General features: G+C 61.6%; 12 protein-coding genes, 2 tRNA genes and 1 pseudogene. 6 read left to right on the top strand and 9 right to left on the bottom strand.

Annotation, left to right across the window (positions count from 1 at the left end; genetic code table 11):
• Nucleotides 1–57: 57 nt before the first annotated feature.
• The 3 genes from J6497_RS11015 to J6497_RS11025 form a co-directional block, all read right to left on the bottom strand.
• Nucleotides 58–1,437 carry a TolC family outer membrane protein gene (locus tag J6497_RS11015; RefSeq protein WP_225704289.1) on the bottom strand — a complete coding sequence of 460 codons (1,380 nt, stop codon included), beginning with the start codon at nucleotides 1,435–1,437 and terminating at the stop codon, nucleotides 58–60.
• Between the two features lie 340 nt (nucleotides 1,438–1,777).
• A complete protein-coding gene (locus J6497_RS11020; protein WP_225704290.1) occupies nucleotides 1,778–2,443 on the bottom strand; it encodes a protein-L-isoaspartate O-methyltransferase family protein in 666 nt (221 codons plus the stop codon).
• A gap of 142 nt (nucleotides 2,444–2,585) precedes the next feature.
• A complete protein-coding gene (locus tag J6497_RS11025; RefSeq protein ID WP_225704291.1) occupies nucleotides 2,586–2,765 on the bottom strand; it encodes a hypothetical protein in 180 nt (59 codons plus the stop codon).
• 270 nt (nucleotides 2,766–3,035) lie between these two features.
• Here J6497_RS11025 and J6497_RS11030 point away from each other — a divergent pair.
• Together J6497_RS11030 and J6497_RS11035 are read left to right on the top strand one after the other, a co-directional pair.
• A tRNA-Asn gene (locus J6497_RS11030) sits at nucleotides 3,036–3,110 on the top strand.
• A 177-nt stretch (nucleotides 3,111–3,287) separates the two neighbouring features.
• Nucleotides 3,288–4,499: an FAD-binding domain gene (locus J6497_RS11035; RefSeq protein WP_225704292.1), complete on the top strand. Its 1,212-nt coding sequence runs from the start codon at nucleotides 3,288–3,290 to the stop codon at nucleotides 4,497–4,499.
• Between the two features lie 272 nt (nucleotides 4,500–4,771).
• Here the strand turns inward: J6497_RS11035 and J6497_RS11040 are convergent, their stop codons facing one another.
• From J6497_RS11040 to J6497_RS11050, 3 genes are all read right to left on the bottom strand, one after another.
• On the bottom strand, nucleotides 4,772–5,413 hold the full coding sequence (locus J6497_RS11040; protein ID WP_225704293.1) for an HD domain-containing protein: 642 nt from the start codon (nucleotides 5,411–5,413) through the stop codon (nucleotides 4,772–4,774).
• Between the two features lie 92 nt (nucleotides 5,414–5,505).
• Nucleotides 5,506–6,972, bottom strand: coding sequence for a catalase (locus tag J6497_RS11045; protein WP_225704294.1), 1,467 nt, complete (start codon nucleotides 6,970–6,972; stop codon nucleotides 5,506–5,508).
• Between the two features lie 288 nt (nucleotides 6,973–7,260).
• A complete protein-coding gene (locus tag J6497_RS11050; RefSeq protein WP_225704295.1) occupies nucleotides 7,261–8,235 on the bottom strand; it encodes a GlxA family transcriptional regulator in 975 nt (324 codons plus the stop codon).
• A 190-nt stretch (nucleotides 8,236–8,425) separates the two neighbouring features.
• On the opposite strand from J6497_RS11050, the gene J6497_RS11055 reads away from it, so the two are divergent.
• The 3 genes from J6497_RS11055 to J6497_RS11065 all read left to right on the top strand — a co-directional run bounded on the left by J6497_RS11055 (nucleotide 8,426) and on the right by J6497_RS11065 (nucleotide 10,079).
• Nucleotides 8,426–8,881, top strand: coding sequence for an Rrf2 family transcriptional regulator (locus J6497_RS11055; RefSeq protein ID WP_225704425.1), 456 nt, complete (start codon nucleotides 8,426–8,428; stop codon nucleotides 8,879–8,881).
• On the top strand, nucleotides 8,871–9,752 hold the full coding sequence (locus J6497_RS11060) for an NAD(P)/FAD-dependent oxidoreductase (protein WP_225704296.1): 882 nt from the start codon (nucleotides 8,871–8,873) through the stop codon (nucleotides 9,750–9,752). The genes J6497_RS11055 and J6497_RS11060 overlap by 11 nt, the downstream gene beginning before the upstream one ends.
• 150 nt (nucleotides 9,753–9,902) lie before the next feature.
• Entirely contained in the window at nucleotides 9,903–10,079 is a 177-nt protein-coding gene (locus tag J6497_RS11065) for a hypothetical protein (RefSeq protein ID WP_225704297.1), read from the top strand.
• A 142-nt stretch (nucleotides 10,080–10,221) separates the two neighbouring features.
• Here J6497_RS11065 and J6497_RS11070 read toward each other — a convergent pair.
• Nucleotides 10,222–10,503: pseudogene (locus tag J6497_RS11070) on the bottom strand (transporter substrate-binding domain-containing protein); the annotation flags it as partial.
• Between the two features lie 450 nt (nucleotides 10,504–10,953).
• Here J6497_RS11070 and J6497_RS11075 point away from each other — a divergent pair.
• Complete coding sequence (locus J6497_RS11075; protein WP_225704298.1) at nucleotides 10,954–11,136, top strand: hypothetical protein; 183 nt, start codon at nucleotides 10,954–10,956, stop codon at nucleotides 11,134–11,136.
• Between the two features lie 43 nt (nucleotides 11,137–11,179).
• Here the strand turns inward: J6497_RS11075 and J6497_RS11080 are convergent.
• Together J6497_RS11080 and J6497_RS11085 are read right to left on the bottom strand one after the other, a co-directional pair.
• Nucleotides 11,180–11,253 (bottom strand) — tRNA-Cys (locus J6497_RS11080).
• Nucleotides 11,254–11,406: 153 nt separating this feature from the next.
• Complete coding sequence (locus J6497_RS11085; protein WP_225704299.1) at nucleotides 11,407–12,129, bottom strand: tRNA-uridine aminocarboxypropyltransferase; 723 nt, start codon at nucleotides 12,127–12,129, stop codon at nucleotides 11,407–11,409.
• Between the last annotated feature and the right edge of the window lie 14 nt (nucleotides 12,130–12,143).

Genomic DNA, 12,143 nt, shown 5'->3' on the forward strand with positions numbered 1-12,143 from the left:
AGTCCAGCCAAGCGGGCCCAATTATCTGCTCATAGTGCAATGATGTGGGAGCGACGATCAGCGGCCGTCGGGCGTTCGAACCCCGGCCCAGCTGTCACGCACCTGCTGGTAGTGCACGCTCGGATCGTAGGTCGAGGTCGGCAGGTTGAGCACCTGAGGTGAGAGCCGGCCCACCGCCTGCAGCACGCTGTAGGAGGCGACGACACGATCATGCTGCGCAACCACGAGCGCGTTGCGCGCGTTGACCAGCGCTTGCTGTGCGTTCAGCACGTCGAGCGTGGTGCGCTGTCCGGCCTTGGCTTCCTCGCGCACACCGTTGAGCGCGATCTCGGATGCCGTCACCTGCGCCTGTGCGGAAGACACCTGCGCCTTACCGGCCAACAACTGGCCCCACGCCGTAACGACATTGGCGCGGGCCTGATCGCGCGTCTGTTCGAGCACAAGGCGCTGCTGGGCCAGCGATTCCTTGTTCTGGCGGATCAGTGAATATTCGCCGCCGCCCTGGTAGATCGGGACCGTAATCTGTGCCAACGCCGACGCTTGGAACTGGCGCTGGATGATCAGCGACTGTTCGTAAGCCTGCTGCGCGGTGGCTTGGACCGTCACGCTCGGGAAGAGTGCGCCTTCGGCGACCTTGACGTTGAGAAAATTGACGTCGACGCCGAACATCGCCGCGGTCACGTTCGGATTCTGCGTCAGCGCGAGTTCGACGGCGGCATTGAGGGTCGCCGGCAGGAAACGATCGACCGGCGATCCCGGCGCGAGATTTGTCGGCTCGGTGCCGATGATGCGCCGGAAGTTGGAGCGCGTCGTGGTCAGGTTGGATTCGGCCGTGAGCTGCTGCGTGCGGCCGGCTGCAAGCTGAGCTTCCGATTGCGCGACGTCGGTTCTGGTGACCTCACCAACATTAAATCGATCCTGGGTCTGCTTGAGCGTCTGCTCGAGCACGCGCGTGTTGCTGCGCTGGACCTCGACGATCGCCGCATCGCGCAAGTAATCCATGTAGATCGAGGCGGCGCTGAACAGCACGGTCTGCTCGATGTTCCTCAGCGCTTCACGTGCGCCGGAAACCTGGCTCTCCGCAGCCCGTGTTCGGTTGCCGGTCTGAAATCCATTGAAAAGGGTCTGCGAAATCGTCGCGCCGACGGCGCGCGGGATCTGTGTTCCGTGCGCGGCTTGTCCACTCGTGACGGCGTCGGTGTACTGATAGCCGCCGCTCGCCGTGATCGACACCCTTGGGCGGTATCCCGACAAAGCCTGCGGTACGTTTTCGTCAGTGGAACGCACGAACGCGCGCTGCGAATTGAGCTGCGGGTTGGTCTGATAGGCGCGAACCAGTGCAGCCTGGATCGTGTCGGCAAGGGCCGGCTTCGGCCCCATGCAAGCCAACAAAAGGACCGCTGCCGCGGCTCCGGTGACAACCTTCACCCCACGCATCCCCAAAAATCCATCCATTGTCATTTACCGCCCGGCTCAAGAAAACATGAACCGGGCGTCGCTTCGATCGAAGTGAGTCCCGCCTCACCTTATTCCGCAGCTAGGCCGGACGGAACTACCTCGCGATGGAACCGAGCGGAAACTCTTCACATGGGGCAAACGGGCCACACTTCTGATTCAGAACGGGATTTTAACGCTTAAAATCGCCACCAAGCCGTCACGATCCAAGTTCCTGCGCTCAAGCGCAGCCGGGATCCCTCCCTTGGTGTGAATCGGCATTCGCCGGAAGCGCTCGGGGACGAAGCCGCCCTCCCCCTCAAGGGGCGCCGGAGGATCCGCCCTAGAACACGAACGCGGGGAGGCGCTCCAGGCCCGGCAGGACCGGCGCCGCGGCATCGAAGAGCGGCCGATGCCCGCAGTCCCCATGGGCACGTGTCACGATGGCGGCTCGTTGCGGCTGCGACAAGGCAAACACCCCGACCAGCCGACCGCCCTCGCGGAGCTGCTCATACAGTTCATGCGGCAGGATCTCGGTGGCACCATTGAGGACAATGACGTCGAACGGCGCGTCCGCGGCGTCGCCCTTGGCCGCCGGCGCGGCACCGACCGTGACGTTGGCCACACCAAGCTCCGCCAGCGCGGCCTTGGCCCGATCGGCGAGCGCGGGCTCGCCTTCGGTGGCAAACACCTCCCCCGCGAAACGTGCGACCACGGCAGCGGCATAGCCGGTCGCGCAGCCGACGACCAGAACGCGGTCAGTCGACGAGATATCCGCCGCCTGCAGCATCTTGGCCATCACAGCGGGTTTGATCAGGTAACGCTTCACAACCCCACCCTCACTGACGTCGAGGTCGAGGTCAAGATAGGCCAGCGCACGCTTGCTGTCGGGGACGAAAGCCTCGCGCGGCACGGCAAGCATCGCATCGATGATTCGCGCGTCGGTGACGTCACTGGTGCGCACCTGGCCATCGACCATTTTCTGGCGCGCGGTCGAGAAACCGGACATGGACTGAAACCTGCAAGTCGCGCGGCGCGCGGCCGCGAAGGAAGTAAGACCGCCGTCTTTTGGAACAAGCAGGATCAAAACGCAACATGCCCAATGATGAGCACTGCCGGCTATACGGGTTCGTGCAGGGAACCGCCGCCGCCTATTCGATCGCGACGGCAAGCCGGCCCATCAGCCTGGCTGCCTCATCGAGATGCTCGAAATCGTGCTCTTCGACGATCTGAGCAAGCCGCCGGACGCATTCGTCGTCGCTCATGGTCGGGATATCGCTCGGAACGATCGAGGGTGTGGATTTCGGTACCTCGGTTTCGAAGATGGGCATGGAATCACCTCGCGAACCCTGCCTGGACCAAGAATCGGCGGCGAATGAGTCGATTTGGCGGCTACCCGAGACCCAGCTTACCGGCGGCCTATAGTTGTGATCGACCGGCCTGAAATCAAGGCGATGGCGGGTACGGGACCGCCGCAAGCCCTTGGGGTACACAGCCTTTTCCGAGATTCTTGAAGTCGCGCATGAGGAGCCCATTTGGTCCTTTGCAAGCCGAGAAGGCTTTGTTATACGGCTCCGCGCGCGAACGCTCGTTTCGCCCATTCCTCGGTAGCTCAGCGGTAGAGCATTCGACTGTTAATCGAATGGTCGCTGGTTCGAATCCAGCCCGGGGAGCCACTGCCTTTTCTACGCCGTGGCGCGACGTTGCGCGTCAGCGCACTATTTTCCCTACGCCTAGATCTGCGCGCTCCCCCCTAGACCAACCGCCATGCGATCTCCGCCGGGGCAGCCCATCGCCACGAATGGGCGGCTATGACCTTGCATCAACTGCCAAGGGTACTAGGTCTTCAGGTTATGATCCGTAAGACTGCATTGATCTCGGGTGCAGGGATCGCCGGACCTACGCTCGCCTATTGGCTACGAGCAGCCGGGTTTGAGCCGACTTTGATTGAGCGGGCGCCTGCCCTTCGCACTGGCGGCTACGTCATCGACTTCTGGGGGCTTGGATACGACATTGCCGAGCGCATGGGTCTGCTTCGGGAAATCAATCGCATCGGCTATCACATGCGTGAGCTCCGGATTGTGGACGATCGCGGCAAGCGTGTCACCGGCTTTGGGACCAATGTCTTCCGTGAGCTGACTGGGGGGCGTTATGTGACGCTCGGACGCAGCGACCTCTCACGATTGCTATTCGAGAAAATCAAAGACGCGACGGAAGTTATCTTCGACAACGAGATTGTCGGCATCGAGGAGACGGCAGATCATGTGCGGGTTCAGTTCAAACATGGTGATGAGCGCCGATTCGACCTGGTGATTGGCGCAGATGGTCTGCATTCGGACGTCCGCAGGCTCACGTTTGGGCCGCAGCCCCAGTTTGAGAAATATCTTGGCTACGTGGTCGCGGCGTTCGAGTTGCGCGGTTACAGGCCGCGCGACGAGGATATCTATGTGATGTATGGACAGCCCGGACAGATGGTCGGGCGCTTTACATTGCATGATGATCGAATGCTTTTTTTGTTCGTTTTTGTCGCCGACCGCGGTTCCCTGCCGACGACGTTCGACCAGCAGAAAGTATTGCTTCGCGAGAGCTATGGCGACGGGAAGTGGGAATGTCCGCGCATTCTGGCCGAGCTGGATCGCACGGACGAACTTTATTTCGATCCCGTCAGCCAGATCAGGATGGGAGGCTGGTCGCAAGGTCGCGTTGCCCTCGTCGGGGATGCCGCCTTTTGTGTGTCCTTGTTGGCCGGGCAAGGCTCAGCCCTTGCGATGATTTCCGCCTATGTGCTGGCGGGTGAGCTCGCCAATGCCGACGGACGGCACGACCAAGCCTTTGCTAGATACGAAGCGTTCTTGCGTGCCTACATCAACACGAAACAGGAGGGTGCGGAGCGCTTTACTGGCGCCTTTGCACCAAAGACCCGACAGGGTCTCTGGTTTCGCAATCAGGTGATAAGAGCCTTCGCGATTCCGGGATTGGCAAGGTTTGCGGTGGGCGGGGATATCATCGACACACTACGACTGCCCAATTACCGCTGGTCATCAATTAGCGAGTTCACGACCTAGCCCAAGCTTGGCCAACATCGCGTTTGCGTATTTTGGGCTGCTCTGGCGTGGTTGAGAGCAGGGAAATCGAAAACTCGTAGTTCGCATCTTAGCCGACCCCGGGGAGCCATTTCGGTACGCGAGGCGCTCAACATCCTGCTGATCGGCGTCCCGCAGTTCCCAGGCGCAGGAATCCAAGACAATCTCTGGTCGACAAAGCCCGCGGGGCTGGGCAACGGGCTGTCCCGGTATAAAGGAACGCTAACGGGACAGCCGGACCATACGCTCCAGCCTCAGATTGGCCAGGCGGAGCCAAGGATGATCGAGCAGAAATTCTGGCGGACATAATTCATGTCCTTCAACGCCAGGACATCGGCCTTCACATTGCCAAAGGTCGTCAGCGGCTTCTTGATGATACCGTTGGCGAAATGGTCAATGATGTTTTCCTTGAAGTTTACCTCGCGCGGATGATGGGCACAGACATGGTCACGTTGCTCATGCGTGAAGTCATGATAGGCGATGCCGAGCACATCCATCTCCACGCCTGCGGTCACCAGTGCGATCGTCGGACGCATATGCTCGGGGATACCGGGCGTCGTGTGGAGCGCGATCGCGGTCCAGACGTCCTCAACGTCGCGCTCCGGAACGCCATAGCTCTTCAAGAAGTCGCGGGCCGCATTGGCGCCGTCAACTTCGAAACGCAGATCGCGGCTCGCGTAGCGCTCCGTCAGCCCCATGTCGTGGAACATGGCGCCGAGATACAGAAGCTCCGGATCGTGCGTCAAGCCGCGGCGCTCGGCAGTGAGCGCCCCCCAGAAGAAGACGCGGCGGCTGTGGTTGTAAAGCAGGTCATCCTCAGTATCGCGGACGAGCTGGGTGGCAGCGCGGGCGATGGCGCTGTCGGGCACTCGAATGCCGGCAATTATCTCGGACATGGGATAGTCTCCATCGTTGGGCAAACCTCCGGAGTGGCGTGAATCGTCGCGCAGAGGCGTTGCGGTTGTGGTGGTTTGGGAGGCGCCGCAGATTATTCTGCGGCGGCTTTCGCAGGCGTAAGTCCAAGCGCCTTCGCCACGCCTGCACCATAGGCCGGGTCGGCTTTCGCGCAGTTGGCGATGTGACGCTGCTTCACCTCGAGGCGCGCGTCGCCCATCGCACGGGCGGTATTCTCGAAGAGAATTTGCTGCTGCGCCGGCGTCATCTTGCGGAAGAGTATGCCGGGCTGCTCATAGTGATCGTCATCGACGCGATGGTCCCAATGAGCAGCCGCCCCTGACAGCTCGAGCGGCGGCTCAGCGAACCGCGGATCGTGGTCGATCCATGTCCCCTTGCTGTTCGGCCAATAATTTGGCGTCGCACCGAGATTGCCGTCGGTACGCATTGCACCATCACGATGGTAGCTGTGGAATGGGCACTTCGGCGCGTTCACCGGGATGTGGTTGAAGTTGACGCCCAGCCGGTAGCGTTGCGTGTCACCGTAGGAAAAGAGACGAGCCTGCAGCATCTTGTCGGGTGAGAAGCCGATTCCCGGCACGATGTTCGCCGGCGAGAAGGCAGCCTGCTCCACCTCGGCGAAATAGTTGTCGGGATAGCGATTGAGCTCCATCACGCCGACCTCGATCAGCGGATAGTCCGCCTTCGGCCACACCTTCGTGAGATCGAAGGGATTGTGCTTGTGGGCCTTGGCCTGCTCGTCCGTCATCACCTGGATGAATAGCTTCCACCGCGGGAAGTCACCGCGTTCGATGGCATTGAGCAGATCGCGTCCGTGCGTCTCGCGATCATTTGCGACCACAGCAGCAGCATCTTCGTCGGTAAGGTTTTCGATGCCCTGCTGGGTGCGGAAGTGGAATTTGACCCACACCCGCTCATTGGCGGCATTGAGCATCGAGAAGGTATGGCTGCCGAAGCCGTGCATATGGCGAAAGGTCTTCGGGATTCCGCGGTCGGACATCACGATTGTCACCTGGTGCAACGCTTCAGGAAGCAGCGACCAGAAATCCCAATTGTTGTCGGCCGAGCGCAGCCCGGTGCGCGGATCGCGCTTGATCGCATGGTTCAGATCAGGAAAGCGCAGCGGATCGCGGAAGAAGAAGACCGGCGTATTGTTGCCGACGATGTCCCAATTTCCTTCCTCGGTGTAGAACTTGAGGGCGAAGCCGCGGATGTCGCGCTCCGCATCGGCGGCACCGCGCTCCCCGGCGACTGTCGAAAAGCGCGCGAACATAGGCGTCTGCTTGCCGATCTCCGAAAAGATCTTGGCTTTGGTGTAGCGGGTGATGTCACGTGTGACCGTGAACGTGCCGTAGGCGCCCCAGCCCTTCGCGTGCATCCGCCGCTCCGGGATCACCTCGCGATCGAAGTGCGCCATCTTCTCGATCAGCCAGATGTCCTGCAGCAGCGCCGGCCCGCGCGGGCCTGCGGTCATGATGTTGAGATTGTCCGCCACCGGCGCGCCGGTCGCGTGTGTCATGGGAGGACGAGAATCGCTCATCGTTTGGTTCCTATTCTGTCAGGCGGATGGAAGGAGATAGCTGTGCGTCTCGCCGTCAGAAGCGGAGATCGCGCTCGGCTCGGCGAACGGGGGCAACCAGGGATGCATGGGTCATTTCTCCACGGCGATTCATCGGGCAAGAAGCTTGCTCGTTATTTCGCAATGGAGCCTGTCGGGGACAATGAACACGACCCTGCGGATCGGGACAACGGCACATCATTTCCTGACAGCAAGCTCTTTGGAGGGCGTCGCAAGGATCTAGCCCGCCACTTGCAACAGCGTGCGCTTCTAGATTTCCGCTGACCGCCGGAAGTTCGCGCGATACTGCGCGGGCGTTACGCCGAGACGAGTGCTGAAGACGATTCTCATCCGATCTGCCGAGCCGAAGCCGCAGTCGTAGGCCACCGCCTTTAGCGGCCGGTCGCTTCCCTCGAGCATCATGCGCGCCGCATCGACGCGTGCCCGCTCGATGAATTCGTGCGGCGTGATCCCCGTCTCCTGGACGAAATGTCGTGCCAAATTCCGCGGACTCATCCCAACCACAGCGGCCAGCGACTCCATCGTGTGGCGAGCCCCGATATTCGCCATGACATGGTCTTGAATGCGGGCGATCGGCGACGCCGGATCGGCGGGAGCAGTGAGATAGGGGCTGAACTGCGACTGTCCGCCTTGGCGCTGCGCAACGACCACCAATCGCTTCGCGACTTTGAGGGCGGCCTCCGCGCCATGCCGTTGTCCGACGAGCGCCAGCGCAAGGTCGATGCCTGCCGTCACCCCGGCCGAGGTTATGAGCCGCCCATCGCGGACGTAGATCGAATCCGGTTCGACTTTCGCTCTTGGGAATTTTGCCGCGAGCCTCTGCGCGTTCTGCCAGTGGGTTGTGACCCGTCGATCGTCCAGGAGGCCAGCGTGGCCGAGTACAAAAGCACCTGTGCAGATCGAGCCGTAGATGCTGGAGCGCCACGGCGCCTCCTTGACCCATCGAACCAGGCACGGATCCGGCTCCGCTTCCGGTAGCGCGGGCCCGCCAGCCACCAGAATGATATCGAAGCCGCCGGTGGCTTCCTCGAAGGTGAGGTCCGCCACCATTCGGATGCCGTTTGAAGCGCGCAACGGATTGCGGTCGGCCGCGACCAGTGCCGTTTCGTAGCGATCCGCGCGATCGAGGTAGCTGTTCGCCTCCGTGAACACGTCCACCGGCCCCGCAACATCCAGCGCCTGGACGCCCTCGTGGATCACAATCGCGACAGCTTGTACCGGCACCGCGCACCGCCTCTTCCTGTTGATGTGAGCGGCGACCGCGAGCCGGCACCGCCCGACAGCCGTTCAAACGGAGATATGAGATCATGATCCGATTCCGTCCAATCGGACCTTGATCTCGAGCCTCGCGCTCGGCCAGTAAATGTCCAGCGCACCCTTGAAATTCAAACTATTTCGTAATAAACGAAGTTACATGAAGCGAGACAGCCGCCTGTCGTCCGTCCTCCATGCTCTTTTGCACATGGCTGAGCGAGGCGAACCTCTTACCTCCGAACACCTCGCCACTTGCATCGGCACCAATCCAGTAGTGGTGCGCCGGACAATGGGTCTCTTGCGAAACGTTGGCCTGGTGCAGTCCGCAAGAGGCCACGCGGGAGGCTGGTCGCTTGCCATCGACTTGAAAGCCGTCACCCTTCGCCAGTTGCATGAGGCGCTCGGCGAGCCGGCGGTGTTCGCGATCGGCAACCGCAACGAAAACCCCCATTGCCTGGTCGAGCAATCGGTGAACGCCGTCATGGACGAAGCTTTCGCGGAGGCGGAGGCCCTGCTGCTCGACCGCTTCGGCGCCATCACCCTTGCCGATCTCAGCGCGGAATTCTCGCGGCGTCATATGGCGCACCTCAAGGAAAGGAACAAGAATGCTTCATGACGTGATCGTCATAGGTGGCAGCTATGCCGGCATGGCCGCGGCCCTTCAGTTGTTGCGGGCGCGGCGCAAGGTGCTCGTCATTGACGCCGGTGTCCGGCGCAACCGGTTCGCCTCGGAATCCCATGGCTTTCTTGGCCAGGATGGAGTCGATCCGGCTCAGATCGCACGCACTTCGCGGGGACAACTTAAGGCTTATCCGACGCTCACATGGCTGGATGGGACCGCAACGGATGCCAGGCGGCAGGCAGACAGTTTCGCCGTGGCAACCGCCGATAGCGGAGCCCATCACGGCAAGAGGCTCCTCCTTGCCACCGGCGTCAGCGATGCACTTCCCGCTATCGACGGGCTCGCCGAGCGCTGGGGGAAAAGCGTGTTTCACTGCCCTTATTGTCATGGATATGAGCTCAATGAGGGACGGATCGGGTTGATTGCCGCAAGCCCGGACATGCTCCATCACGTAGTCCTATTTACGGAATGGGGAGACGTGACGCTCCTGCTCAACGGCGCTTTCGAGCCGGGCGCGGATGCCCGCGCCGAACTTGCCGCACGCGGCGTCACCATCGAGGCAAGTCCGATCGCAGGGATCGAAGGCCACGCAGACGTGAGGCTGCAAGACGGACGCGTCCTGCCGTTCGCCGGCCTGTTCACCGCAACGCGCAATGCGCCCTCTACCCCATTGGCCGAGAGGCTTGGCTGCGAAATGGAAGCGACTCCGTTCGGCACCCAGATCCGAACTGACGAGATCAAGCAAACGACGGTGCGCGGCGCCTTTGCCTGTGGAGACGCTGCGCGAGTACCGCATTCGGTATCGCTTGCGATCGGCGACGGCGCGATGGCCGGGGTGCATGTGCACCGATCACTGGTCTTTTGAAGACTAAGAACGCCGCACTAAGACCGGCGCGTGGTAACGCCGCACCAGCCCTCCAAAAAATTTAGTTCTACCGCATAACGATGTTCGTCGTGACGTAAACTTCAGGCGTAACCTCCTTTTCCCTCAACGGCGTTAGGGGAGACGCCAGTCATGACCACACTTCAGGACAGATTAGATCGATGTGAAACGCTGACAGCCGAATGCGAGCTGATTGCCAAGCTGGCAACGGATGGCGCCAAGCGCGAGCTGTATCTCACACTCGCCATGCGTTATCGCGAATTGGCAGCGGACATGCGCAAGGCGATGGCGACCAAGGACGCCGCCTAGCTTCGCGATGCACGGATCGCGAGCGGATGAACGCTGTTGAGCCGCGCGGCGACATGGATGCCGCCGGCTGCCGGGTCCAGCAATGTTGCGGGACAGCCTGCGCTTGCGGCGAAAAACGCGCCGTGAATCAGTTTCCGTCCGCATAGAGCTGCAGCGTCGGCTCAGGCTTGCCGGCGGCCTTGCACTGGGGGACCAGGGCCTGCACCGGCGGCACCTCGACGAAGCCGGTGTTTTCGGCGGCCGCCGCGCCACGCAGCGACAGGTTGATGCCGGTGATGCCCTTCGGATTGCCCTTGGCAACCAGCACGCCGTCGAACACCTTTGAATAGGTGATGAAGTCGGCTGCCTTGGCGCGCTCCTCGGTCGCGTAGATGTCCGAGATCACGATGTCGGCCTGCCCGCTGGCCAGCGTCGTCAGCAACGCGGGCAAGGGCTGCTCAAATTGTATTCGAGCGATGATCCGACGTTTGGCGCTTGCGATTCACTGCTCGAAGACCGCGGCGCACGCCACGTTCAGATCTAGCCGCGAACAACGTGAGGAAAAGGCTCAGGCTGGACACCCGCCGGGCACGGCTCCTCAGAGCAGAACCCTTGCCTTCACGACCGGGTCTCCCTAAGCTCGAAACTGCGCTTGCTGCACGGCGGGCGTTATTGGGACTTACGCGAATCGATTTTGGTCAAATGTGATTTTTCTCACAGTGCGGTCGGACCGCCGGCAATAGCGTTCATACGGCACTATATTCATACGGCACTATCAAGACTCTGGTAACCACGTTTAGAGGGCGGCTGCGGAATCGCTAAAATTCGAGCGATCCGCTCAATCCGCTCACAAAGCCATTTTGCGACGTTGCGCTCACGAAGCCGGGAGAGCGCGATGAGCGATGTTGAATTTGATCTGGTGTTGGACGCCGTGCGAGCAGCCGTCGCCCCAACACCGCAGGAGGACTTCATGGCTCAGCCGTTGCCGCGCTTCCAGCCGCCGCCGTCCCCGGCGAACGACAACGAGGCGCACTGGCCGATCATCCCATTTCCGGATGGTTGGTTCGCCGCCTGCTGAAGCGCCATCTCATCGATCAGGCGTAAACTATTGATTGTATGAGTGGAGGCCACGACCAGAATTGAACTGGTGTACACGGTTTTGCAGACCGTTGCGTAACCACTCCGCCACGTGGCCCCAAGCGGGGCGGATCAATACCGAGGTTCAAGGACTTAGGCAACCGGCCTGGAGCCGGTTCCTGCAGAATTCTGAAACTCCGACTGCGTCGCCGGGCTGTGCTGCCGAAGCGGAGTACCCCTGCGCATCGGCGCGATCGACATCAGGGCATCTCTAAGATCGCTTCCGTCGCCGAAAATCGCGCTTTTTCGGTTTTGGCGCGAGTTCCGGCATCGTGCGCTGCACCTGGCGATATCTTGCCAGCATCCGCTCGAAGCTGGCGTTCAACGTTTCGGCGATGTCGGGCCGCTTTTCGAGCGCGGCTAGCAGCATGCCGGCCGCCTCGATGGTGGAAAGTCCGTCGCGGCGCGGTTCGCGGCGAAGCTGGCCGTAGCGTGATGGCTGGCGAGGGCCCAAAATCACCCGCTGGCATTTCAGCATCCAGGGATTGCGCCACCACAACGCCTTGGCCTGGCTCCAGGTGCCGTCGAGCAGCACGATGCCCTCGAGGCGTCCGAGGATGCTGCGCTGGTTCGGCTCGAGTTGACCCTTGCGGTCGATGGCGACGACCTCGGCATCGGTGTCGAGATCGGCGACCTTGGCGGAGCCGAGATAGAGCACCGCCCAGCGCGACGGGTCGGCCACCGGTCGCCCCAGCGCCTTTGACAGACTCGGCCAGGACAGCCCGATCCGCGCCACTGCATCCTCGAAATGGCGCGCGGTCAGCCCTGCGGTGCCGAGCGCTCTATCCTGCTCCTGCGGATGCTGCAGGATCAGGAGCGCAATCCGGTTCTCGATCGGCGTGACGCTGTCGCAGATGCACAGCGGCATTGGCTTGCCGCAATGTGGACAGTCCGCAACTGGCTCGGCAAGGATTGTTTGATCTGGTTCGGTCATCCGCCCGCTATACG

Source organism: Bradyrhizobium cenepequi (genome assembly GCF_020329485.1).
Lineage (GTDB): Bacteria > Pseudomonadota > Alphaproteobacteria > Rhizobiales > Xanthobacteraceae > Bradyrhizobium > Bradyrhizobium cenepequi.